Source organism: Ornithinibacter aureus (assembly GCF_009858245.1).
GTDB lineage: Bacteria > Actinomycetota > Actinomycetes > Actinomycetales > Dermatophilaceae > Fodinibacter > Fodinibacter aureus.
This window is the reverse complement of record NZ_VMSB01000001.1, coordinates 205,507-229,413: the sequence shown is the minus strand read 5'-3', so window position 1 is coordinate 229,413 and position 23,907 is coordinate 205,507. Positions and strand designations below refer to the sequence as shown.

General features: G+C 71.0%; 22 protein-coding genes and 1 tRNA gene. 10 read left to right on the top strand and 13 right to left on the bottom strand.

The annotated features are described in order from the left end of the window. Nucleotides 1-236: 236 nt before the first annotated feature. On the bottom strand, nt 237-1,640 hold the full coding sequence (locus tag C8E84_RS01120; protein WP_159898738.1) for an NAD(P)/FAD-dependent oxidoreductase: 1,404 nt from the start codon (nt 1,638-1,640) through the stop codon (nt 237-239). Between the two features lie 71 nt (nt 1,641-1,711). Between C8E84_RS01120 and C8E84_RS01115 the strand changes: the two genes are divergently transcribed. The 5 genes from C8E84_RS01115 to C8E84_RS01095 all read left to right on the top strand — a co-directional run bounded on the left by C8E84_RS01115 (nt 1,712) and on the right by C8E84_RS01095 (nt 5,561). Continuing rightward, entirely contained in the window at nt 1,712-2,047 is a 336-nt protein-coding gene (locus C8E84_RS01115) for a cupin domain-containing protein (RefSeq protein WP_159898736.1), read from the top strand. Nucleotides 2,048-2,167: 120 nt separating this feature from the next. Continuing rightward, nucleotides 2,168-2,941, top strand: a complete 774-nt coding sequence (locus C8E84_RS01110) for an amino acid ABC transporter ATP-binding protein (protein ID WP_159898734.1) — start codon at nt 2,168-2,170, stop codon at nt 2,939-2,941. A gap of 50 nt (nt 2,942-2,991) precedes the next feature. Beyond that, complete coding sequence (locus C8E84_RS01105; protein ID WP_159898732.1) at nt 2,992-3,825, top strand: glutamate ABC transporter substrate-binding protein; 834 nt, start codon at nt 2,992-2,994, stop codon at nt 3,823-3,825. Between the two features lie 75 nt (nt 3,826-3,900). Then, a complete protein-coding gene (locus C8E84_RS01100) occupies nt 3,901-4,563 on the top strand; it encodes an amino acid ABC transporter permease (RefSeq protein ID WP_159898730.1) in 663 nt (220 codons plus the stop codon). Further along, a complete protein-coding gene (locus C8E84_RS01095; protein ID WP_159898728.1) occupies nt 4,560-5,561 on the top strand; it encodes an amino acid ABC transporter permease in 1,002 nt (333 codons plus the stop codon). Before C8E84_RS01100 ends, C8E84_RS01095 begins: the two co-directional genes overlap by 4 nt. 166 nt (nt 5,562-5,727) lie before the next feature. Here the strand turns inward: C8E84_RS01095 and C8E84_RS01090 are convergent, their stop codons facing one another. The 9 genes from C8E84_RS01090 to C8E84_RS01050 all read right to left on the bottom strand — a co-directional run bounded on the left by C8E84_RS01090 (nt 5,728) and on the right by C8E84_RS01050 (nt 13,177). After that, complete coding sequence (locus C8E84_RS01090; protein WP_048700103.1) at nt 5,728-6,021, bottom strand: HigA family addiction module antitoxin; 294 nt, start codon at nt 6,019-6,021, stop codon at nt 5,728-5,730. A gap of 12 nt (nt 6,022-6,033) precedes the next feature. After that, entirely contained in the window at nt 6,034-6,315 is a 282-nt protein-coding gene (locus tag C8E84_RS01085; protein WP_159898726.1) for a type II toxin-antitoxin system RelE/ParE family toxin, read from the bottom strand. 177 nt (nt 6,316-6,492) lie between these two features. Beyond that, nucleotides 6,493-6,565: transfer RNA gene (locus C8E84_RS01080), tRNA-Asn, on the bottom strand. Between the two features lie 78 nt (nt 6,566-6,643). Beyond that, nucleotides 6,644-7,177 carry a hypothetical protein gene (locus C8E84_RS01075; RefSeq protein WP_159898724.1) on the bottom strand — a complete coding sequence of 178 codons (534 nt, stop codon included), beginning with the start codon at nt 7,175-7,177 and terminating at the stop codon, nt 6,644-6,646. Beyond that, nucleotides 7,174-9,111 carry a DNA primase gene (dnaG, locus tag C8E84_RS01070; protein WP_159898722.1) on the bottom strand — a complete coding sequence of 646 codons (1,938 nt, stop codon included), beginning with the start codon at nt 9,109-9,111 and terminating at the stop codon, nt 7,174-7,176. Before dnaG ends, C8E84_RS01075 begins: the two co-directional genes overlap by 4 nt. A 115-nt stretch (nt 9,112-9,226) precedes the next feature. Then, on the bottom strand, nt 9,227-10,465 hold the full coding sequence (locus C8E84_RS01065; RefSeq protein ID WP_246196709.1) for a deoxyguanosinetriphosphate triphosphohydrolase: 1,239 nt from the start codon (nt 10,463-10,465) through the stop codon (nt 9,227-9,229). A 25-nt stretch (nt 10,466-10,490) separates the two neighbouring features. Continuing rightward, nucleotides 10,491-11,189 carry a YdeI/OmpD-associated family protein gene (locus C8E84_RS01060; RefSeq protein ID WP_159898718.1) on the bottom strand — a complete coding sequence of 233 codons (699 nt, stop codon included), beginning with the start codon at nt 11,187-11,189 and terminating at the stop codon, nt 10,491-10,493. A 264-nt stretch (nt 11,190-11,453) separates the two neighbouring features. Further along, nucleotides 11,454-12,653 carry a tRNA dihydrouridine synthase DusB gene (gene dusB / locus C8E84_RS01055; protein WP_159898716.1) on the bottom strand — a complete coding sequence of 400 codons (1,200 nt, stop codon included), beginning with the start codon at nt 12,651-12,653 and terminating at the stop codon, nt 11,454-11,456. Nucleotides 12,654-12,700: 47 nt separating this feature from the next. Continuing rightward, nucleotides 12,701-13,177, bottom strand: a complete 477-nt coding sequence (locus tag C8E84_RS01050; protein WP_159898714.1) for a hypothetical protein — start codon at nt 13,175-13,177, stop codon at nt 12,701-12,703. Nucleotides 13,178-13,301: 124 nt separating this feature from the next. Here C8E84_RS01050 and C8E84_RS01045 point away from each other — a divergent pair, with 124 nt between their 5' ends. Then, complete coding sequence (locus C8E84_RS01045; protein WP_159898712.1) at nt 13,302-14,081, top strand: MBL fold metallo-hydrolase; 780 nt, start codon at nt 13,302-13,304, stop codon at nt 14,079-14,081. On the opposite strand, the gene C8E84_RS01040 is transcribed toward C8E84_RS01045, so the two are convergent. Next, on the bottom strand, nt 14,059-14,790 hold the full coding sequence (locus C8E84_RS01040) for an alpha/beta fold hydrolase (protein ID WP_159898710.1): 732 nt from the start codon (nt 14,788-14,790) through the stop codon (nt 14,059-14,061). The two genes, C8E84_RS01045 and C8E84_RS01040, sit on opposite strands and share 23 nt — an antisense overlap. Before the next feature lie 49 nt (nt 14,791-14,839). On the opposite strand from C8E84_RS01040, the gene C8E84_RS01035 reads away from it, so the two are divergent. Continuing rightward, entirely contained in the window at nt 14,840-15,670 is an 831-nt protein-coding gene (locus C8E84_RS01035; protein WP_159898708.1) for a sulfurtransferase, read from the top strand. Nucleotides 15,671-15,708: 38 nt separating this feature from the next. Here C8E84_RS01035 and C8E84_RS01030 read toward each other — a convergent pair whose 3' ends face one another. Then, nucleotides 15,709-17,484 carry a SigE family RNA polymerase sigma factor gene (locus C8E84_RS01030; protein WP_159898706.1) on the bottom strand — a complete coding sequence of 592 codons (1,776 nt, stop codon included), beginning with the start codon at nt 17,482-17,484 and terminating at the stop codon, nt 15,709-15,711. A gap of 40 nt (nt 17,485-17,524) precedes the next feature. Here C8E84_RS01030 and C8E84_RS01025 point away from each other — a divergent pair, with 40 nt between their 5' ends. Together C8E84_RS01025 and C8E84_RS01020 are read left to right on the top strand one after the other, a co-directional pair. Then, entirely contained in the window at nt 17,525-19,309 is a 1,785-nt protein-coding gene (locus C8E84_RS01025) for an HSP90 family protein (protein ID WP_159898704.1), read from the top strand. Further along, entirely contained in the window at nt 19,306-22,095 is a 2,790-nt protein-coding gene (locus C8E84_RS01020; RefSeq protein ID WP_159898702.1) for a hypothetical protein, read from the top strand. Before C8E84_RS01025 ends, C8E84_RS01020 begins: the two co-directional genes overlap by 4 nt. Nucleotides 22,096-22,109: 14 nt before the next feature. Here the strand turns inward: C8E84_RS01020 and C8E84_RS01015 are convergent, their stop codons facing one another. After that, nucleotides 22,110-23,516, bottom strand: a complete 1,407-nt coding sequence (locus tag C8E84_RS01015) for a glycine--tRNA ligase (protein WP_159898700.1) — start codon at nt 23,514-23,516, stop codon at nt 22,110-22,112. Between the two features lie 85 nt (nt 23,517-23,601). Here C8E84_RS01015 and C8E84_RS01010 point away from each other — a divergent pair, with 85 nt between their 5' ends. After that, nucleotides 23,602-23,886, top strand: coding sequence for a DUF6703 family protein (locus tag C8E84_RS01010; protein WP_159898698.1), 285 nt, complete (start codon nt 23,602-23,604; stop codon nt 23,884-23,886). The last annotated feature ends 21 nt before the right edge of the window (nt 23,887-23,907 follow it).

Genomic DNA, 23,907 nt, shown 5'->3' with positions numbered 1-23,907 from the left:
GCACGTCGACGCCGAGCAGCACGGTGCTGCCCTGGTATCGGTTCTGGTTCGCTGGCATGTCTGCGGTGTCCTTGTCGTGGTCGCGGGTGCGTCAGACGAGGATCGCTCCTCGCAGCGCCGGGGCGCCACTGGTTTTCGGCTCAGCGAGTCATCGCAGGGCAGACACGAGGTTCACACGGGATGAAGGTGCCGTGCGAACCCCGGGCTTCCCTCATGGGGGAGGAAAAGCGCGGGGGTCAGCTGTCGAAGCCGATGCCGACGGCATCCATGGCCCGCAGCCACAGGTTGCGCCGGCCGGTGCGGTCCTCGGCCGCCAGGCTCGCCCGGGTCGCGCGCACCCCGACGTACCGGAACGGCTCGGGCGGGAACGGCAGCGGCTTCTTGCGCACCAACTCCAGGGCAGTCACCTCGGTGTCACGCCCGTCGACGAGGTCGAGCGCCACCCGCGCACCGAACCTGGTCGACGCGACGCCGAGCCCCGTGTAGCCCACGGCATAGGACAGCCGCCCGCCCAGTGCCGTGCCGAACACCGGGGTGAACCGGGTCGTCGTGTCGATGACCCCGGCCCACCGGTGGGTGAAGCGCAGCCCCTGCAGCTGGGGGAAGATCTCGAAGAAGTGCCGCGCCAGCAGGTCGTGGGATGCCGACTGCTCCAGCCGCGGGTCGATCCGCCCCGGGAAGTGGTAGTTCGCGTCGTACCCACCGAAGAGCACCCGGTCATCCAGGGTGCGCCGGTAGTAGTGGAACTGGTTGCCCGCGTCGGTGAGGCCTTCGCGCCCCTGCCAGCCCACGGCATCCAGATGCGCCGTGGACAGCGGCTCGGTCATGAGCACGTGGTCGTAGACGGGCAACGTGTAGTGCGCCAGCCGCTTGAGCGGCCCGCGGAAGGCCCCGGTGCCGAGCACGACCCGATCGGTGCGCACACTCCCCCACTCGGTGCGCACCGTGAGGCCGGAGATGTCGGCGTCGAACCCTGTCACCGAGGTGTCCTCGTGCAGCCGGACCCCGAGCCGCTCGGCGGCGTCGGCCAGCCCCCACACCAGCCGGGCCGGGTCGACCAGGCCGACCGTCGGGTCGAGGAAGCCCGACAGGTAGCGGGGCGAGTTGACGCGGGCACGCGCCTCGGCGGCATCGAGGTGGGTGACGGGGATGCCGTGCGCCCGGTGGAGTTCGTAGCCCTCACGCACCGTGCCCGCCTGGTGCGCGGTGAGCGCCATCGTGATCTCGCCGGGCACGTGGAAGTCGGCGTCGATGCCGTGCCGGGTGAGGCTGTCCGCCAGGTCGGCCATGTTCTGCGCACCGAGCCGCTCGAGGGTCTCGATCTCCTCGGGCCAGCAGGCCAGGCCCTGCGCCAGGCCGTGGGTCAGCGAGGGCGAGACGAAGCCGCCGTTTCGACCCGATGCCGCCACCCCGAACCGGCCGCGCTCGAGCAGCACGACCTCGCGCGAGGGGTTGTCCTCCTTGGCCTGCACGGCAGCCCACAGGCCGGTGAAGCCGCCGCCGACGATGACCAGGTCGGCCCGGTGCCCCGAGCCGGTGAGCGCTGCCCGCGGCGTCGGCCGCTCGGGCCGATCGGTCCAGAAGACATCAGGGATCGCGTCGGCGAGGGAGGCCCGCACAGCCACCGGGTCGGTCGTCATGGCGCCATCATGCCGCGCTCGGGCACCCACGCCGCGCCACGGCATCCGGATGCCGTGCCACCATCTCCCGTATGCCGCCGCGCCTTCTCAGCCCCGACGTCACCACCGCTTCCCTCGCCCACGACGCGTTGTCTCGCGACGACGTCCTGCACGGGTCGCCGACCACTGCCGTCCTGACGCTGGACGCCCTCCCCACCTGCGAGGTCGGGTTGTGGGAGATGACGCAGGGTTCCGCTCGGGACACCGAGGTCGACGAGGTGTTCGTGGTGGTCTCGGGGCACGGCACGGTGACCTTCGAGGACGGCGAGCGGCTCGGCCTCACCCCGGGCGTCGCGGTGCGGTTGCGGGCCGGGGAACGCACCGAGTGGACCATCACCGAGACCCTGCGCAAGGTGTGGATCGCGTAGGCGCATCGCGTCGAGATGCTTGACGCGTAAAGGTCTCGGTTCGGTAGCGATTGGGGCCGATCGCTCGAAACCCGGCTGTGACGGCGCGCACACCCTTGCATCAGTCGCTAGGTTCTCTGCATGACAGAGCCACAGGTCGTCCGCGACAGCGCCCCGAAGCAGCCCCTCGTCGTCATGGAGGGTGTCAACAAACACTTCGGAGCGCTCCACGTCCTCAAGGACATCAACCTCACCGTCGGCAAGGGCGAGGTCGTCATCCTCATCGGCCCCTCCGGGTCGGGAAAGTCGACCCTGTGCCGCACGATCAACCGGCTCGAGACCTACGAGTCCGGCTCGATCACCATCGACGGCCAGAAGCTGCCCGAGGAGGGCAAGGCGCTGGCCGACCTGCGCGCCGACGTGGGCATGGTGTTCCAGTCCTTCAACCTCTTCGCGCACAAGACGATCCTCGAGAACGTCACGCTCGGGCCGATCAAGGTCCGCAAGATGAACAAGGCCGACGCCGACAAGCGGGCCATGGAGCTTCTCGAGCGGGTCGGCATCGCCCACCAGGCGGCGAAGTACCCGGCCCAGCTCTCCGGTGGTCAGCAACAGCGCGTCGCCATCGCCCGCTCCCTGGCGATGGACCCCAAGGTCATGCTCTTCGACGAGCCCACCTCGGCCCTCGACCCCGAGATGATCAACGAGGTCCTCGACGTCATGGTCGAGCTCGCCAACAGCGGCATGACCATGGTCGTCGTGACCCACGAGATGGGGTTCGCGCGCAAGGTCGCCGACCGGGTGGTCTTCCTCGCGGACGGCCAGATCGTCGAGATGGCCACGCCCGAGGAGTTCTTCACCAACCCCAAGAGCGATCGCGCCAAGGACTTCCTCGGCAAGATCCTCACCCACTGACCTTTCGTCCAGCACCACCGTTTCAGTCCCCAACAAGTAAGGAATCACCCATGACGACACGACGCATCAGCATGGTCGCCGCGGCGGCCGTACTGGCCCTCGGCCTCAGCGCCTGTGGCTCAGACGACGGCGGGAGCGAGGGCGGCGAGGGCGGTTCCGGCCTCAAGATCGGCATCAAGTTCGACCAGCCCGGGCTCGGCCTGAAGGTCGGTGACCAGTACACCGGCCTCGACGTCGACGTCGCCAAGTATGTTGCCAAGGAACTCGGCACCGCCGAGGGCGACATCACGTTCGTGCAGTCCCCGAGCGCGCAGCGCGAGACGCTCATCTCCAGCGGCCAGGTCGACCTGATCTTCGCGACCTACTCCATCACCGACGCCCGCAAGGAGAAGATCTCCTTCGGCGGCCCGTACTTCATCGCCGGTCAGGACCTGCTGGTTCGCGCCGACGACACCTCCATCACCGGCCCGGACACCCTCGACGGCAAGAAGCTGTGCTCGGTGACCGGCTCGACCTCCGCCCAGAAGGTCAAGGACAAGGTCGCCGGGGTCAACCTGGTCGAGTTCGGCACCTACTCCGAGTGCCTGGCGGCACTGCTCGGCAATGGCGTTGACGCGCTCACCACCGACGACACCATCCTCGCCGGCTACGCCGCGCAGGAAGCCAACAAGGGCAAGCTCAAGGTCGTCGGGGCGCCGTTCTCCGAGGAGCGCTACGGCGTCGGCCTCAAGAAGGGCGACGTCGCCCTGTGCGAGAAGGTCAACGCGGCCCTGAAGAAGATGGTCGAGGACGGCTCGTGGCAGAAGGCCGTGGACGCCAACCTCGGCCCGGCCGGGTACAAGGCGCCTGCCGGCAACCCCCCCACGCCCGACGCCTGCTCCTGATCGACTCGTCGGACGTGTGCCGCCCGCTTCCCCGGGAGCGGGCGGCACACCCCGTCGCACCATGAAAGGTGAGTGATGCTCGAGACTCTCAGCAACTACGACGTGGCAGCCGCCGTCTGGGTGACCATCCAACTGTCAGTGCTGTCCGCTATCGGTGCGCTGATCCTCGGCACCATCGTGGCCGTGCTGCGCGTGTCGCCCGTGGCCGTGCTGCGCGGGATCGGCACCAGCTACGTCAACATCTTCCGCAACACCCCACTCACGGTGCTGCTGACCCTGTGCGTTCTCGGGCTCTCGCTCCTCGTGGGGCTACAGCTCTCCCAGGACCTGTCCAAGGATGCCTTCCGCTGGGCGGTCGTCGGCCTCTCCGCGTACCACGCGGCATTCGTGTGTGAGGCGATCCGCAGCGGCGTCAACACAGTTCCGGCCGGTCAGGCCGAGGCGGCCCGCTCCATCGGGCTGACCTTCAGCCAGTCGTTGCGCGAGGTCCTGCTTCCCCAGGCCTTCCGGGGGTCCATCGCTCCGCTGGGCTCGGTGCTCATCGCCCTCATCAAGAACACCACGGTCGCCGCCGTGGTCGGTGTCGCTGACACCGCCAAGCTGCTCGCGACGATCACCGAGAACGAGGGCGCACAGCTGGGTGTCTTCTTCGTCATCGCCATGATCTTCGTCGTCCTGACCCTGCCCATCGGGGTGCTGGCGACCAACCTGAGCCAGCGGCTGGCGGTGAAGCGATGAGCGCGCAGAACGTCCTGTTCGACGCCCCGGGCCCCAAGGCCCGCCAGCGGCACGCCATCCTCACCGGCGTGGGGGTGCTGCTCGCGGGTGCCGTCCTCTACGTGGTCCTGAGTCGACTTGCCGAGGCGGGTCAGCTCGACGGTGCCAAGTGGAAGCCGTTCGTCACCGATTCGTCGCTGTGGGTCGACTACCTGATTCCCGGCCTCATCGGCACGCTGAAGGCAGCCGTCCTGTCGGTCATCTTCGCTGGCATCTTCGGCCTGATCTTCGGCATGGGCCGCCTCTCGCACGTCAAGGCCATCCGGTGGGTCAGCGGCGCGGTGGTCGAGTTCTTCCGCTCGGTGCCTGTGCTGATGATGATGATCTTCCTGTACTTCGGCTACTTCGCCACCAGCACGATCGTGCCGAGCAGCCAGGGCCCGCTGGCCGCGGTCGTCCTCGCCCTGACGCTGTACAACGGCTCGGTCATCGCCGAGCTCGTGCGCTCCGGTGTGCACTCACTGCCCAAGGGGCAGTCGGAAGCGGGACTGTCGATCGGGCTCACCCCGTCGCAGACCCTGCGCACGATCCAGCTGCCGCAGGCGCTGACGGCCATGCTGCCAGCCCTGATCAGCCAGTTCGTCGTCGTGCTCAAGGACTCCGCACTCGGCACCGCCATCACGTACCAAGAGCTGCTGACCTGGTCGAAGACCGCCGGGTCCGCGTACGCCAACACGGTGCCGGCCCTGATCGTGTGTGCTGCCCTGTTCATCGCGATCAACTACGGACTGACCCGTGTGGCCACCTGGGTGGAACGGCGGCTCAACCGCCGCGGAACCACCGCGGGCCCGGTCACCACGGTGGCGCCCACGATGATCCAGGGCCAGGGTGAGCCCGGCGAGCCCGCAACCCACGGCACCCGCATCATCGGTGCCGGGATCGAGTCGGCGGAGGAAGCCGCCACCGACTTCGTCCAGTCCGCCCGTGAGCGTCGCAAGGGCCACGGCGACGACGCCTGAGCCCGAAGATGCACAACGGCCCCACTCCGCCAAGGAGTGGGGCCGTTCGCGTGCTCCCCCGGTTGGACTCGAACCAACAACCTGATTTGTGCGTGTGGCCAGCAGAACTCGCGCCCATTGCACGTCCGGCGGCGCATCCGTCCGGATGTGCCGCGATGCGTGAGTGTCAGGCGCTCTGTAGGGGCTGGATGTTTTCCAGAGCGCCGCCGAGGTGGTCCTTTTCGATTTCAAGGTCGTAGCGGGTCTGGAGGTTGAGCCAGAACCGGTCGGTGGTCGCGAAGAAGCGGGCCAGCCGCAGCGCGGTGTCGGCCGTGATCCGGCGCTTGCCGTGGACGATCTCGTTGATCCGTCGTGGGGGGACCCCGATGGAGACGGCCAGCCGGTGCTGGGTGACCTCCAAAGGGACGAGGAACTCCTCGAGGAGCACCTCCCCGGGGTGGATGGGCGCAATGGTTGCCATGTGTGCCTCCTTCTAGTGGTAGTCGACGATCTCGACGTCTTCGGGGCCGGCTGGGGTCCAGACGAAGCAGACCCGCCACTGCTGGTTGATCCGGATGCTGTGCTGTCCCGCTCGGTCGCCCTTGAGCGCTTCAAGCCGGTTCCCAGGCGGGACCTTGAGGTCGTCCAGGACTTCGGCGGCATCCAGCATGACCAGCTTGCGTAGTGCGGTTCGTTCGATCCGGGGGTCGAGCCTCTTGGTGCGTTGTCGTGCCCAGAGCCGCTCGGTGGGCGCGTCCCCGAACGACCTGATCACCCATCGAGCATAACGCGACGCGTTATGCCCCGTCCAGCCATGAGGCCGCTTGCGGCCAGCTGCGGCGGCCGCCCAGACCTGCGGCACGGGAGCGACGAACGATGCATAGTCGCTGCAACCACCAGCAGAAAGGCCCCCGAACTGGCGTTTCCGCAGGTCAGGGGCCCCTTGTGACTGCTCCCCCGGTTGGACTCGAACCAACAACCTGCCGATTAACAGTCGGCTGCTCTGCCAATTGAGCTACAGGGGAAAGGCCACCACGGGATCGCCGCGGTAGCGCTCGCACACCCTAGCAAAGGTCAGCAGCAGCCACGAAAACGGCCCGGACTCAGTCCAGCCCCACCTGCTCGCGCACCCGCCGCAGGCCGTCGGAGACCTGCTCGGCCACACCGGGATCGGCGCTGCGCACACCGGGGCCGAGGACCGCCTGGCTGAGCAGACCACCGGTCGCGAGGTCCTTGCGGACCACCACCTTGGCAGTCCGCCGGCCCCCGAGATCGAGGGTCTCGGCGAGCACGACCGAGGCCTGGACCCGCTCTCGCAGCGTCTCGGGGAACATCCCGAGCTCGGTGAGCTGGAAGCGCGTCGGTCGTTGCCCGTCCACCCAGGTGATCTTGAGGATGCCGTCCTCACCACCCCACGATCCCGCGTCGACGAGGTGCCACGGCCGCGACATAATCACCCGCGCGCCCTCAGGGTCTGGTGCCACGGCATACAGGCGGTGGCGCCCGGCCACCACGGTGGCTCCTGTGCCCACGTCGCGGGCCCAGGCCAGCAACTTCTCGCCGTCTGCCGGGTCGATGGCCTCAGCGACCTCGGGGGGCACCGAGGGTCGGCGCAGGCCAGTCCACTCGAGCCTCATGACGTGCCCGCCTCTCGCAGGGCGACGCGGTCGAGTTCGAGACGGTGCAAGGCCATGGAGCGCTCCTGAAGCTCGGCGGGATCAGCATCTGGGTCGTTCTGCAGTCGGCGCACCGACGCCATCGCGTCGGCGATGCGGCGTCCGAGGTGGGCGTCTCGGACACCGGCGACGAGCGAGTTGAGGTAGCGCTGCGGCGGTAACCCTGTCGACGGGTCGAACTTCGTGGGCAGCGGAGCCACCGACAACTGGGCGACGAAGCCTCGCACTCCCAGCGCGCAGGCATCGGTCACCGCGGTCACCCACGCCATCGTCGACGCGCGCCGGGCAGCGTGGCCGGCGATGCGGATGCCGTCGAACACAGCACGGTGGACCGGGGCGGCGAACGCCTCGGGGACGAGCACGTCGACGTCGGCGTCGGAGAACTGCTGCGGGTACTGGATGAGCGCCTGGAGCAGCTGCCGTTCGGTGAGGACCACAGGATCGCGCAGGTCCGGGGCGGGGAGCTGGGCGAGCTCGAACGGGCCGGGCTCGAGCACCTCGTCGGTGCTGGCCGGTCGCGGCTGCCGGTCAGCACTGTCGTCGTGCTTGAGCCGGCCCGCCTTCTTGACCTCAGCGGCCAGCTGTTCGACCTCGATACCGAGCCAGCCGGACACGGTGCGGGTGTACTCGGGCCGCAGGCTGGTGTCGCGGATGGACCCGATGATCGGGGCGACCGCCTTCATCGCCTGAACGCGACCTTCGGCGGTCTCCAAGTCGAAGCGACGGATCGTCGTGCGGACGGCGAACTCGAACATCGGCACGGCGTCGTCGACGAGGGCGCGCACCGATGCATCCCCCTTGGCCAGCCGCAGCTCACACGGGTCCATCCCGTCCGGAGCCACGGCGACGAAGGACTGCGCGGCCCACCGCTGGTCCTCCGCGAACGCTCGCATGGCCGCCTTCTGGCCAGCGGCATCCCCATCGAAGGTGAACACCACGCGGGCCTGCGGGCCGTCGGTCTCGTCACGCATGATGCGGCGCAGGATCTTGATGTGATCGATGCCGAACGACGTCCCGCACGTGGCAACCGCACCCTCGACACCGGACAGGTGCGCCGCCATGACGTCGGTGTATCCCTCGACCACCACGGCGAGTCGCTGCGTCGAGATGGCCTTCTTCGCGGCATCCAGGCCGTACAGCACCTGGGACTTCTTGTAGATCGGCGTCTCGGAGGTGTTCAGGTACTTGGCCGCGATGCGGTCGTCGTCGAGGACGCGCCGGGCGCCGAAGCCCACGGTGTCGCCGGTGGTGTCCCTGATCGGCCAGACCAGCCGCCCCCGGAACCGGTCGTACAGCCCACGGCTACCGCGGCCGGTGAGCCCCCCGGTGACGATCTCGTCCTCGGTGAAGCCGCGCCCGCGAAGGTGACGCGTGAGCGCCTCACCGCTGCGCGGGGCGAACCCGATGCCGAAGCGCTCCGCGGACGCGCCATCGAAGCCGCGCTCGCGCAGGAAGTCCCGACCGGGCCTGGCCTCCGCAGTGGTGCGGTCCTGCAGGACCTCGGCGTAGAACTCCTGGGCGACCCGGTGCGCCTCGATCAACCGCGAGCGCTTGCCGAGCGAGACCCCACCGTCGCGGGGACCACCGCCCTCCTCGTAACGCAGCTCGAAGCCGATCTTGCTGGCCAGACGTTCGATGGACTCGGTGAAGGTGAGGTGCTCGACCTTCTGGACGAAGGAGATGACGTCACCGCCCTCACCGCACCCGAAGCAGTGGTAACTACCGACCGCGGGGCGAACCGTGAAACTCGGTGACTTCTCGTCGTGGAAGGGGCACAACCCCTTCAGCGAGCCGACCCCGGCAGGACGCAGCGTCACGTGGTCCCGGATGACGTCCTCGATGGACGTGCGCTCCTTGACCGCCGCGATGTCTTCTGCCCTGATCCGACCCGCCACGAACCATCCTTTCCGGTGTGCCGTGAGTCTAGGTCGTCACACCGACTCGTCAGATCACTTGCTGGCCTGGCGCTCGTCCGTGCGGAAGGTGCCGAAGCATGTGTTGGGAACAGTTCTACGGCGTGTCGCGACACCACCTGCGGTGCAGGGTGAGAGCCCGGACGTCGGTGAGGGAGGCAACCTGGTCGACGAGCACTCGCAGCGCCGCCCCCTCATCGGCCGCGGCCTCCCAGTCGCCACGCAGGTCCGGGTCCAGCCGGTGGGGATCGTGCTCGTAGGCCGCGACCAGACCCGCGATGACGTCCCGCTGGCGCGCGTAGAGGGCCACCCGTTCGGCAGCGTGCATGACGAAGTGTGCCGCCACGGCCTTGAGAACGGCGCACTCGGCCCGAGCAGCGCGGGGGACGACGAGCCGCCCGGTGTGCCGGGTCAGTGGCTGCGGGCCGTGCTCGGCCCGGGTGGCCTGCTCGACGGCAGTCACGAACCGTCCGATGAGGTGTGAGGTCATGTCCTTCAGGGCTGCCAGGGCCGGGCGCGACCCGTCGTACGCAGACGGCACGGCGCCGGTGGCGAGGAGGCGTTCCAGGGCCGCACCGAGTTCGTCCGGCGACAGGTCGGGCTCGTAGATCTCCCCCGCGACGGCCAGCACCGCGTCGACGTCACTGGGGTCGCGCAGCCTCTGTGGGTCCAGCCACCCGGAGGCGATGGCGTCCTCCACGTCGTGCACGGAGTACGCCACGTCGTCGGACCAGTCCATCACCTCGGCCTCGGCGGACCGGCGACCGGGCTGCACACCCTCGCGGAACCACTCGAAGACGTCCAGGTCGTCGTCGTAGACCCCGAACTTGACGGTGGGCCTCGGGCCGGCACCCCGCCGCCACGGGTACTTCGTCGTGGCGTCGAGGCTGGCCCGCGTGAGGTTCAGCCCCGCCGAGCGGCCGTCGGGCCGGGTGCGTTTGGCCTCGAGTCGCGTGAGCAAGCGCAGGGTCTGCGCGTTGCCCTCGAAACCGCCGATCCCGGCTGCCACGGCATCCAACGCCGTTTCGCCGTTGTGCCCGAACGGGGGGTGCCCGAGGTCGTGGGCCAGGCACGCGGTGTCGACGACGTCGGCGTTGCAGCCGAGAGCGGCGCCGAACTCGCGGCCGATCTGGGCGACCTCGAGCGAGTGCGTCAACCTGTTGCGGACGAAGTCGTCGCTGCCGGGGGTGACCACCTGGGTCTTCGCCGACAGCCGACGCAGGCTGGCGGAATGCAGGAGTCGGGCCCGGTCGCGGGCGAAGTCGTCGCGGTCGGCGCGCTTGAAGGCCGGGTCCTCGGCGACCCAGCGCTCACGGTCGCGGTCGGTGTACGTCACGACGTGGAGCCTACGGCGGCTGGAGTCACTCAGCGGGGTGGGCGCTGTCGCCACCCTCACCTGCTGCGGCTGCTGCTCCGGCTGCGGCGGCCCTCGCGACCCAGGACGGTGTTGTGCCATAGCGCTGCATCTTGATCATCTGCCCAGCGGCGCAGTCGGCGACCAGCTGGGTCATCCGCGAGTCGCGGGTCTTCTCCTGCTTGGCGGTCATGACCCAGTTGACGGCGAGCTTGCGGTAGCTGTTGGTGGCAGCGCCCCAAAAGGCGTTGGCCACCACGTCGGCCTCGAGCATGGCTGCATAGGCGGGGGTCAGGTCGAGCTCGCGTGTCTCGTAGGCGTAGACGCCGGACCGGTCCTCGCGGCGAAGGGCGAAGGCGGCCAGCCCTGCCGGTTGCATCCGGCCTGCCTCGGTGAGCTCGGCCACCGCGGCGATGTTGATGGCCGACCAGTTGCTGCCCTTCTTGCGCGGCGTCCAGCGCTGGCGACGGGTGTGCTCGTCGATGCCCTGCGCCATGCTGTCGATCCACCCCCAGCACAGCGCCTCGCGCACCGCCTCGGCCCACTGGAGCCCGGCATCCGGGTGGTGCTTGCGGTAGAACCCCATCCACAGCTCGGTGTCGGTGGCGTGGTGCCTCTCCAGCCACCGACCGAACTCGGCGGCGTCGGCGAAGAACAGTGCCGGCCGCTCGGGTGTGCCTCCCGGCGTCCCGATCTGATCAGTCATGCGCCCGACGATAGCGATGCCCCCTGACGGCCGGGCATGATGCCGCCTCATGCCCGGCCGGGGTGCACGAAAGTGGTGCCATGACCCCACCTTCGTGCACATGGCCGACTCCGGTCAGCCTGTCTGGGCCTGGTAGATGCCCCGTCCCAATCGCCGCCACTGCTTGGTGGACACCCGCCAGCCCAGCCCGCGTGCACGAAAGTGCTGCCATGACCCCACCTTCGTGCAGTGAGGCCTCGGTACTGGCCTCCCGCCCGTGGGGGGTCAGCCGCCGGAGACGCTCAGCTCGGCCTGCGCCACCTGAGCGGCCTGGGCCTCGTCGAGCTCGCGCGAGCGCAACCAGTTCTCCGGCAGGGCCACCACCCGGGGCGAGCCGGCCCGGCCCCGCTGGCCCTCGGCCGCCTCGCCGGGCCACGGGGAATCGAGGTCCATGGTGCCGATGAGGTCGTCGAGCGCCTGGAGGCTGTCGACCAGAGCCAGCTGGTGGCGCACGGTCGACCCCGCCGGGAAGCCCTTGAGGTACCAGGCGATGTGCTTGCGGATGTCGCGGCAGGCCCGCTGCTCGTCGCCGTCGTAGAAGTCCACGAGGTACTCGGTGTGCCGCCGTAGGGTCGCCGTCACCTCGCGCAGGCCCGGGCGCACCCGGACCTGCGACCCGGCGAAGGCAGCCGCGAGATCGGCGAACAGCCACGGCCGCCCCAGGCAGCCACGGCCGACGACGACGCCGTCGCACCCGGTCTGGCGCACCATCTCGAGAGCGTCCTCGGCCGACCAGATGTCGCCGTTGCCGAGCACGGGGATCGAGGTCACGGCCTCCTTGAGGCGGGCGATCGCCGACCAGTCGGCCTGCCCCGAGTACGCCTGGGATGCCGTCCGCCCGTGGAGGGCGACCGCCGCCACCCCCTCGGCCTCGGCGATCCGCCCGGCGTCGAGGTAGGTGATGTGCTCGGCGTCGATCCCGACCCTCATCTTCACGGTGACGGGCACCGAGTACGGGGACGCCTCGCGCACGACGGCCGCGACGATCGACCGGAACAGCCCGGTCTTCCACGGCAGGGCCGCCCCGCCACCCTTGCGGGTCACCTTGGGCACCGGGCACCCGAAGTTGAGGTCGATGTGATCGGCCCGGTCCTCGCTGACGAGCATCCGGGCAGCCAGCCCCGCGGTCACCGGGTCGACGGAGTAGAGCTGCACCGAGCGCGGGTGCTCCTGCGGGTCGTGGGAGATCAGCCGCATCGACTCCGTGCTGCGCTCGACGAGCGCACGGGAGGTGACCATCTCGCTGACGTACAGGCTGGTGGCACCCGACACGCCCCCGGCCGCCAGACCCACGCTGCCGGATTCGCGGCACAGGCGCCGGAAGGCCCGGTTGGTGATGCCCGCCATCGGTGCGAGCACCACCGGCGACTCGATGACGTGCCGCCCGATGTGCAACGGCGGCAGGACGGCGGTGGTGGCAGACATGGTGATCCCAGTGTGACCGAGGGTGCCCGGACCACCCAAAATGCCGGTCAGATCGACCAGGTCACCGTGGTCGACACCGAGTTTCCACCGGATGCCGATGCCGTCGCCGTTGAACTGACCGTGCCCGGCGAGGTGTTGTTGAGCGCCACGGTGAAGTTCAGCTGGCTCGTGGAGCCGTACGCGGGCAAGGACCCGGTCCACGTGAAGACGAACAGTCGCGTGCCCCCACCGCTGGACGTGGAGGTGTAGGCCCACCCGGCGCCGGTGACGTTGGTGGGCGAGGCACCTGACACCCGCGACGCAGGCAACGTGACCGTCACCGTGATCGTGCTGATGGTGACGTTCGGCGTCCCCGTGTTGCCGAACGACATGCTGCCCACGAGAGCCGTCGGCCGCCCGGCGCTGTTGTACGCCGACGGGCTCACGTCGTAGAACTGCGACACGATCGTGCCACCGGATGCCGCGGCGTGCGGCGCGAGGGCGACGCTGGCCACGACGGGGGCCGACCACGCGGCGGCGCGCACCACCTGTCGTCTGGAGGTCGGTTGCGGGTCTGGCTGAAGACCGTGAGTAAGCACTGCCCCGTACCTACCGTCACCGACGAGGCTCCCGCTGGGGGGTGACCCAGCGCCCTCTAGAGTGACTCCGGTGAGCCCAGCCGACGGAGTACGCGCCACCTGGCTCGGGCACGCGAGCGTTCTGCTCGACATCGGCGGGATCCGCCTGCTCACCGATCCGCTCCTGCGGCCGCGGCTCGGACCGCTGCGGCGCCGACACGACCTGCCCGTGCACCGCCACGTCGACGCCGTCGACGCCGTGCTGCTCAGCCACCTGCACCACGACCACGCCGACCTGCCCTCCCTGCGGCGCCTCGGCGACGTCCCGGTGGTCACCGAGCCGAGCAACGTGGCCTGGCTCGACAAACACCGGCTCGGGGTCGGGGATGGCGCCAGCGATGACTGGCACTCCATCGCCCCCGGGGTCGAGGTGCTCCTCGTCAGGGCCGACCACGAGGCCCGCCCCATGCCGCACCGGCCCAACGGTGCCACCGGGATGCTCGTGCGCGGCGGCGGGGTGGTCGTGTGGTTCGCCGGTGACACCTCGCTGCACCCCGACATGCACCTGCTGCCCCAGCTCGCCGGCGCACCGATCGACCTGGCTCTGCTCCCCGTCGGAGGCTGGGGGCCTCGGCTCTCCCCCGGTCACATGGGTCCGCAAGAGGCGGCCGAGGCGGCCGTGCGCAGCGGCGCACGTCACGTGCTGCCGATCCACTACGGGACGCTGCACCCCTCCGGCTGGCCGACCTCACGCCTGGCCTGGACCACCGATCCCGGTCACCGCTTCGCCGACGACCTGCGGGCCGTCTCGGATGCCGTCGCACACGTCCCGGCGGTCGGCGGTGCCGTCACGATTCGCGCGCCCCGCTGACCAGCTCCCACAGAGCTGCCGCCGTCTCGTGCGGGTGGGTCAGCGGGAAGACGTGCAGCCCGTGGGGCACGGTGACCACGCGCACCCACCTGGCGTTGACCGCGGCCCGCGCATAGCGCCGGGCGTCGACGCGAAGCTGGTCGAGCTGCCCGTTGACGAGCAGCACCGGGCAGGTCACCTCGCCGAGCATCGCCGGCCGGCAGTTGCCCATCACACCGGCCCATGCCGCCGGGATGCCGTCGAAGCCGTAGCCGGCCTCCTTGATGACGGCCGCCAGTTCCTCGGGCAGCATCGCGGCGAACTGCCGGTCCAGCGCCCGCGACATCCGGTCGACCCCGAGGCGCTGTTCCGCCGAGGCGATGCTCCGGTACAGCGCGGCCCCCGGACCGGCCGGCACGGCAGAGGACCCGAGGAGCCCGAGTCCGGACAGGCGCTGCGGGTGGGCTGCGGCGTACGCCATCGCCAGGTACCCCCCGAGGCTGTGCCCCACGAGCACGACGGGCACGCCGGGGACACCCCCGTCGACGGCCTCCCCCACCACCTCGAGCGCGCGTTCCCAGGTGAACGCCTCGTCCCGACGCGTGCCGTGTGCCGGCAGGTCGGGCACGGCGAGGTCGACATCGGGCCCGAGCAGGGTGGCGTAGCGGGTCCACTGCGCCGCGCTCAGCTGCGAACCGTGGACGAGGACGACACGCACCTGACCAGCCACCCGACCATCCTCCCCCAGCCCGGCATCCGATCGGTGCTTTGATGGCGTGATGAGCGCCCTGGTGACCGCCGCTGACCTGGCCGACGACCTGTCCCGAGGGGCCGGGAAGGTCCTCGACGTGCAGTACAACCTGCGAGGGACGCCGGGCCGCGAGCTGCATGCCGCGGCGCACCTTCCCGGCGCACCCCACCTCGACCTCGACACGGCCCTCGCCGGCCCGCCGGGGGCGGGCGGGCGGCATCCGCTGCCCGACCCGCGGGTCCTCGAGGACGCACTGCGCGCCTGCGGGATCGACGACGACGACGAGGTGGTCGTCTACGACCAGGGCACGTCCCTGTCGGCGGGCCGCGCCTGGTGGGTGCTGCGCTGGGCGGGCCACCCGCGGGTGAGGGTGCTCGACGGCGGGCTGGCGGCGTGGCAGCAGGCCGGGTTGCCCGTCTCGGATGCCGTGCCGTCACCGTCGCGTGGTGACCTCACCGTGCGCGCGGGCTCGGTGCCCGTGCTCGATGCCGTCGGCGCCGCGGACATGGCCCGCGCCGGCGTGCTGCTCGACGCCCGCACCCCGGAGCGGTTCCGCGGCGAGAGCGAGCCGATCGACCGCGTCGCCGGGCGCATCCCCGGCTCGACGAACCTGCCCGTCGGCGAGCTGCAGAACACCGACGGCACGTTCCGCACGGCGGAGGAGATCCGCCGTGCGGCGGCAGCGGCGGGGGTGCACCGCGACACCCCGGTCGGCACGACGTGCGGTTCAGGCGTCACCGCGGCCCAGCTGGCGCTGGCGCTGCACACGGCCGGGATCGACGCGATCCCCTACGTCGGCTCGTGGAGCGAGTGGATCGAGGACCCGAGCCGCCCGATCGCGACCGGCCCGACGGCTTGACGGCCTGACGCACTGACGCACTGACGCACTGACGAAGCTCAGATCGCGAAGAACCCCGTGAAGTCGCCGTCCATCAGGCTGGCGGGTGCGATGTCGGCCACCCGCCACAGCCGGGCCCGGGTCACGTCCCAGGCGAGCACCCGGCGCACCGCGCCCTGGAAGCCCGGTCGCTGCGATCGGGCTTCGAGGAACACCACGGCGGAGGGGCCCCACCCGAGCGCTCGGTAGCACTGGGCCGGCACGAGCGGGCCCTCGGTCGCGGCCAGCACCCGCGGGATGGGGGGCAGGTCACCCTGGGCCGCCATCAGCCCCTGCGACCGCTGGACCTCGCGCTGGTAGGTCTCCGGGAGCCAGGCGCCCGTGCTGACCCAGCCCTCGGTGGTGGAGACCGACGTGCTGTGCGGCACGATCGGTGGGCCGCGCAGGTCCTTGGTGCCGGTCAGCTCCCCCTCGCCGGAGAAGGTGCGCAACACGGTGGCGCCACCGGAGTCCACCAGGTCCGACCAGTCGGGGCTCACGGCGTTCTCGGCACGCCGGACGCCATAGCTCTCGGGGTCGATGAGCCATCCGGTGTCGCGCCCACGGGCCACGACGGTACGGCCGTCACGCGCCCAGCCGGCCGCGGCGATGGTCGGATCGGGCACCGGCACCTCGATGACGGAGCCGTCCCTGGCATCGAGGATGACCACCGCGGCCGGCCGGTGGAACACCACCCGGTGCCGGTCATCGTCGATGGAGCGTGGGCCGAGCGGTCCGGAGCGCAGCGACGCCAACGGCATCCGCACCGACGGCACGAGGACGTACGGCGTCGGCGCGTTGGGGGCGTACAGCACCGGCGACGAGCGATCTTCCGAGGTGGCCACCATGAACACGCCCCGCACACCGGTCGACACCCCGGTCAGTCCCTGCTCGCCCAGAACCGCTCGCTCCCCGACCGGGCCGGCGCCCAGGACCTGCGGGAACGCGAGCTCCTCGCGCAGGGGGTACTCGGGCAGGTTGGCCTCGGAGCGAGGGTCAGGTGCGAGGTAGACGCGCACGCCCTGGACCGTGAGCAGCGGCAGCCGACCGTCGGCGACGGCCGCGGACGGCGATGGCGTCGGCGCCGGGCGCGGCCCCGGTGGCGCCTCGGGCTCGCGCAGCGCCACCGCGGCCACGGCGCCGCCGACGAGGGCCACCCCTGCGCCGAGCACGGTGCGCCGCACCATCGCCCGCCGCTGTCGGCCGGCCTGCGCCCAGGCGTCACCGACGAGGTCGGTCTCTGGCAGGTCCTCACTGGCGAGCTCGAGGTTCGCGCCGGCGTCGTCGGGTGTCCACCCGAGCAGCGCGAGGGCGGACTCGTGCTCGCGGCGCACCACCCGCAGCGGCCGGCCGAGCATGGGGGCGGCACCGTCCTCACCGTGGTCCTCGAGGTGGCAGGCGACGACGACGGACCGCTGAGCGGGAGGGAGCAAGTCCAAGGCTGCCATCACCTCGGCGCGACGGCGCTGGTCCGCGTCCTCGTCCATGTCCCAGTCCGTGTCCCTGTCACTGTCATCGTCGTCGACAGGCACGTACCGCTGGGACGGCGCCTCGCGACGCCGGCACGACGCGACGGCGTCGCGGTGGAGCAAATGGCGCACCACGGCATCCGGCCGTTCCTCCTCGACCCGGCCCCACTGTCGAGCGAGCGTCACGAAGACGTGCCGCAGCACCTCCTGCGCGATCCCGACGTCACCGCACACGAGGTAGGCCGCCCGAAGGAGGTCGGGTTGGCGCGACTGGGCGAACGCGACGAACTCGGCCCCGGCCTCTGACACCCGGTCCGCCCCGTTCACACCACCCACCTCCTCGCGCTCGGTCTGCTTAGATCGTCCCGTGACGGGGGCGACTGACTCACCATTCCACGTCGACCTGCGCGGCGTGGTCGACCTGTTGTCGCACCACCTGTACTCCGGGCCCCGGGTCTACCTTCGTGAGCTGCTCCAGAACTCGCTGGATGCCGTCACCGCCCGTGCCGAGGACGATCCGCACGCTCCGCGGCGGGTGCGCATCGTGCCCGCGGACCTCTCCCCGGACGGCTGCCTGCACGTCGAGGACTCCGGCATCGGACTCGACGGGGACGGCATCCGGGCGGTGCTCGCGACCATCGGCGCCTCCACCAAGCGCGACGCGCTGGGGTTGGCGCGCGAGAGCTTCCTCGGTCAGTTCGGCATCGGGCTGTTGTCGTGCTTCCTCGTCACCGACGAGATCCGGGTGACGACGCGGCGGGTCGGCACCGACGAGACCTGGCTGTGGGTGGGCCGCGACGACGGCACGTACTCGGTGGCCCCCGCGCCGCAGCCGCGCACCGAACCCGGCACCGACGTCGCCCTGCGGCCCCGAGGAAGCGCAGCGGACCTGCTCGGCTCCGACGTGGTCGAACGCCTGGCGGCCTCGTACGCCTCCTACCTTCCCCTGGACCTCGTCGTCGAGACCGCGGCCGGGCCGGTGTCCGCGGCCGGGCGGCGCTTCCCCTGGGAGGGTGGCGGTCGGGATGCCGCGCTGTCGCTCGGCGAGTCGGTGGTCGGGGCACGGCCCCTGGACGTCGTGGACCTCTCCGACCCCGTCTCGGGGGTTCGCGGACAGGCCTTCGTGCTGCCGCACCCCACCGGCACGCGCGGTGGGCACCGGCTCTACGCCAAGCGCATGCTCGTCGGCGAGTCGGTGCCGGACGTGCTTCCGGACTGGGCGTTCTTCGTGCGGGCCGTGCTCGACACCGAGCGGCTCGCCCTGACCGCCTCGCGCGAGGCGCTGGCGGACGACGACGTGCTGGCGCAGACCCGCGCCCGCCTCGGCGACCAGCTCAAGCGTTGGCTGCTGCGGATGGCCCGCACCGACCGCGCCCGCGCGCAGGAGTTCTTCGCGGTGCACCACCTGGCGGTCAAGGCCGCGGCGACGACCGATGACGAGATGCTGGAGGTCGTCGCCGAGCTGCTGCCGTGGGAGACCACGGTCGGCCAGATGACGCTGGCGCAGTTCACGGCGATCGACCGCGTCATCACCTACGTCGACGGGGTCGAGGACTTCCAGCAGGTGGCCGCCATCGCGCGCGCCGAGGACATCGCGGTGCTCAACGCCGGGTACGCCTACGACCGCACCATCGTCGAACGGTGGGTCGCCCGCACCGACGGGTTGGAGGCGGTGCGCCTGGAGCCCGAGCACCTCGCCGACCGGTTCAGCGACCCGGACCCTGCCGAGGCCGCCGCCTTCGCGCCGCTGCTGGACGTCGCCCGCCAGGTGCTCGGTCGATCCGAGGTGACGCCGGTGGTGCGCTCGTTCCGCCCCGCCACGATGCACGCCGTGCTGCTGGTCGGCCGCGACGCGCACCGCGAACGCGACCGGCGCGACGTGGCGGCCGCGGTCGAGGACCCTTGGTCGGCAGCCCTCGCCGAGATCGCCGTGCCGGATGCCGTGGCGCGCTTCGTCCTCAACGCCGAGCACCAGGCGGTGCGCCGCCTCGCGGACTGTGGTGACGCCGAGCTGCAACGGGTCGCCCTCGAGGCGTTGTACGCGCACGCCCTGCTCGCCGGGCGGCACCCCCTCACCCCCTTCGACAGCGCCCTCGTGGCCCGGGCGCTGCCGGCACTGATCGACCGGGCCGTCGACGGAGGACCAGCATGAGCCAGTGGGAACAGGTGTCGGAGCAGTTCGCGAGGCTGTCGCTGGCGGCGGACGAGGCACCCGTCGGGATGGAGCGCGTACGCGCCCACGAGATGGCGTTGCGCCTGGCTCAGTCCAACCAGTCGTTCGCCGAGGAGTTCGTCGCCCGCGTCGACCTCACCCAGGCCCTGTACTACGTGCCCGACGACCCGCACACCCTCGTGCACTTCACCTGGCTGCGACGGGCCCTGGACCCCGTCCATGACCTGGCGGAGGACGACCGGCACGCGGTGCTGTGGCGCCTGAAGTGGGCGATCGACCTCATCGAGGACCTCCCCGAGGTGCCGCTGTCCGCCCTCGTGGCCGCGATCGACGACGTCGAGGAGGTCTACCGCGCCGAGGGTGCGGCGCTGCGTCCGGTGCACGCCGCCCGAGCCCGGCTGGCACACCACCTCGGCGACCGGGACGCCGTTGCCCGCGAGCTGAGCGCGTGGCTCGCCGAACCGCGCGACAAGCACAGCGACTGCCAGGCCTGCGAGCACCGTGGGCAGAGCAGGGTGGTCGCGCCGGACGACCCGGCCCGTGCCCTTGCCCTGCTCACCCCGGTGATCGACGGCGACCTCACCTGCGGCGAGGAGCCCTGCACCAGCCTCGCCGACGCCGCGCTGCTGCGCCTGCACCTCGGCGACGTCGAGGGTGCCGTGAGCGCCTTCCGACGGTCCTGGCACCTTGCCCAGGACGACCCGAGCGCCGCCCTGAACGTCGGCACCTGCCTGCGGGTGCTGCTGCGCCTGGGCAACACCGACCGCGCCATCGACCACCTGCTCCCCCGCCTCGGCTGGCTCGACGACCTCCCGTCACCGTGGGCCCGGATGTGGTTCTCCGCCACCGCTGCCCACGTGCTCGACCGCGCGGCGGCCGTGGGTCTGGCTCCTGACGAGATCGACGAGCGCCCCGTCGCCGACGTCATTCGCGACCTGACTGCCACGGCCGAGGAGATCGCCGCGGCGTTCGACGCACGCTACTCCTCGACGGTGGTGTCGCAGTCGCTGGCGGCCGCCCACGACCCCGCGCTCGTGCCGACCGAGCCGACGCTGCCGCCGACCCGCCTTCCCGCGACGGCCGCCCCCACGGGCGGGCGACGCAGCGCGACGCGTGCCACGGCATCCACCAATGTGCTCGAGCGGGCGCAGTCCCTCAGCGAGGCGTTGCTGACCCTCGATCCGGCCACGGAGGACCACGTCGCCGCGTGGCTGCGCGACCGCGACACCCTGCTTCCCGTCCAGACCCCCGAGCAGTGGGCCGCGGTGGGGCTGCTCGACCGGGTGTGCGCCGTCGACGTCCCCGACGACGGGCACCGCGCGATGCTCGAGTCCGCGAGGGAGGCCTCGCAGCGCGGTGGCGACGACATCGGCGTGATCCGGTGTGACGGCGAGCTCGCCCTGCTCGACGACGGGGTCGAGCGGGCCCGTGAGATCGCGGCGCACCTGGAGTCGCTCGGGGCGCACACCGAGGCCGGCGGCCTGTGGCGGCGGCTGTTCCACCGCCGTGGAGGCGGCGAGCTCAGCGACCTCGAACGGGCCGCTGACGCCTACCGCGCCGCGCAGTCCCACGAGCGCGCCCTGCTCTGCGAGGTCGAGACGGCGATGGCCCTCGCCTCGACCGACCCCGACCCGGTGTCCGCTGACGCCCGGTTCAGCACCCTGATGCCGCGGATCCAGGACATCCCGGTCCTGCGTTCGATGGCCCTGGACGTGCGCAGCCGGATGGCGAACGCCGCGGGTGACAGCGACACGGCCCTGACCCACCTGCGCTCCGCCCTGGAGGGGCGTGGCCTGCCCGAGCGCGCCCGCATCCCGCTCCTGCTGGGCCTGTGCGAGGTCCTCGTCGAGCAGAACACCTACGACGAGCTGGAGGAACCTGCCGCCGACCTGGTCGCCGCGGCGACCCGCCTGCGCGACCCCGTGCTGCTCGCCCACGGCCAACGCTTCCTCGGCCTGGCCTACGTCGAGACCGGTCGCCCGGTCGAGGCGGCCGAACTGCTGGAGGCGGCCCTGCCGATCCTGCGCGAGGCCAGCCCCTCGCTCGTCGGCCCGGCTGCCTGGGCCCTGGGCAACGCGCTCGTCGGGCTCGGCCAGTGGGCGCCGGGGCGCACGGCGTTCGCCACGGCATCCACCGCCTTCGAGGCCGAGGCACGGATCATGGAGTCCGGGCACGCCCAGTGGCGCGCCGGCAACTGCGCCTGGGACGCCGGCGACCTCACCGCGGCGGCGGTGCACTACGAGAGCGCGGCCGAGCGGGCCCATGCCAGTGCGACGGTCGACCTCTACCTCGAGGCCCTGCGCTCGCGCGCCGCCCTGCGCGCCGACACCGAGGACCTGACGGCCGGGATCGCCGACCTCGACGCGGCACTCGGGCTGGCCCAGGTGCTCGCTGACGAGGCCGGCGTGGGCGACGACGAGTTCGACGCCGAGGTCATGGAGCCGCACGTGCTGCGTCAGGGTGCACACCTGCTCGCCAAGCACGGCGAGGTGGATGCCGCCGTCGCCCGTTTCGCTGCCGCCCAGGCCCTCGTCGGTGCCGAGTTCGAGGTGCTGCTGCGCGCCGAAGGGGCGATGGTGCTCGCCGACCACGACCGGCTCGCCGAGGCCGAACCCGTGCTGCGTGAGGCGGTCACGTCGCTGCACGCGCTGGGCCTGGTCGACGAGCGGGTCAACGCCGCCGGAGCCCTGGCCCGGGCGCTGGACCGCGACGGCCGCGGCGAGGAGGCCGAGCAGGTCTGGCAGCGGTACGGCCCGTCGGCCTGATCAGCGCAGCCTGATCAGGCGCCGACCAGGCGGGCCGCCAGCCAGCCCTCGACCTGGTCGAGCCCGACCCGCTCCTGCGCCATGGTGTCGCGCTCGCGGATCGTCACGGCCTGGTCGTCGAGGGTGTCGAAGTCGACGGTGAGGCAGAACGGGGTGCCGATCTCGTCCTGGCGACGGTAGCGACGCCCGATCGCACCGGCGTCGTCGAACTCGATGTTCCAGTTCTTGCGCAGCATCGCGGCGAGGTCGCGGGCCTTCGGGGACAGGTCGGCGTTGCGCGACAGCGGCAGCACGGCGGCCTTGACCGGGGCCAGGCGAGGGTCGAGCTTGAGCACGACGCGCTTGTCGACCCCGCCCTTGGTGTTGGGGGCCTCGTCCTCGGTGTAGGCGTCGATGAGGAAGGTCATCAGGCTGCGCGAGAGCCCGGCCGCCGGCTCGATGACGTAGGGGGTGTACTTCTCGCCGCTCGCCTGGTCGAAGTAGACCAGGTCGGTGCCCGAGTGCTGCGTGTGGGTCGACAGGTCGAAGTCGGTGCGGTTCGCGATGCCCTCGAGCTCACCCCACTCGCTGCCGGTGAAGTTGAAGCGGTACTCGATGTCGGTGGTGCCCTTGGAGTAGTGCGAGAGCTTCTCGGCCGGGTGCTCGTAGTGGCGCAGGTTCTCGGGGTTGATGCCGAGCTCGGTGTACCAGCGGGTGCGCTCGTCGATCCAGTACGTGTGCCACTCCTCGTCCTCGCCGGGCTTGACGAAGAACTCCATCTCCATCTGCTCGAACTCGCGGGTGCGGAAGATGAAGTTGCCGGGGGTGATCTCGTTGCGGAAGCTCTTGCCGGTCTGGGCGATGCCGAACGGCGGCTTCTTGCGCGAGGCCTGCATGACGTTGAGGAAGTTCACGAAGATGCCCTGGGCGGTCTCGGGGCGCAGGTAGTGCAGGCCCGACTCGTCCTCGAGCACGCCGAGGTGCGTCTTGAGCATCATGTTGAACTCGCGGGGAGGGGTCCACTGGCCGCGGGTGCCGCAGTTGGGGCAGGCGAGGTCGGCGAGCTCGATGGAGTCGGGGTCGACCTCCTTGCCCTTCCTGGCCTCGCGGTCGGCGACCGCCTCCTGCATGTGGTCGACCCGGAACCGCTTGTGGCAGCTCTGGCACTCGGTGAGCGGGTCGGTGAAGGCACCGACGTGCCCCGAGGCGACCCAGACCTGGCGCGGCAGGATGATCGAGGAGTCGAGGCCGACGACGTCCTCGCGCGCGGTGACCATCGAGCGCCACCACTGGCGCTTGATGTTCTCCTTGAGCTCGACACCGAGCGGCCCGTAGTCCCACGCCGAGCGCGTACCGCCGTAGATCTCACCGCAGGGGAAGACGAACCCCCGACGCTTGCAGAGGGAGACAACGGTGTCGACGACGGAGGTGGGAGCGGCCATGGCCGCAAGGTTATCGGGGGACGTGGCCCGCGACCGAACCGGCCCATGGGGGGCACGGGCCTCGCCGCGCGTAGGCTGGTGCACCGTGTCCAGCCTTCGTGAGTCCTTCGAGCGCGCCAGCCTCCCTGCGCTGACGTACATCAGTTCGCTCCCGCGGTTCGTGCCCTTCCTGGCCATCCTCGGCCTGGTCATCGCCGGCCTGCTCATCCCCGGCTGGGGCTGGGTGCTCATCGTGCTCGTCGTGCTCCTGCTCGCGTGGATCGGGGCCCTCGCGTGGCCGCGGCTGAGCATGCCCGAGCGGATGATGCGGGTTGCCGTCGTCGTCATGATGGCCGCGATCGCCATCACCCAGGCGGTTCCGCGCGGCTGACGGTTTTGACAATCATTCTCA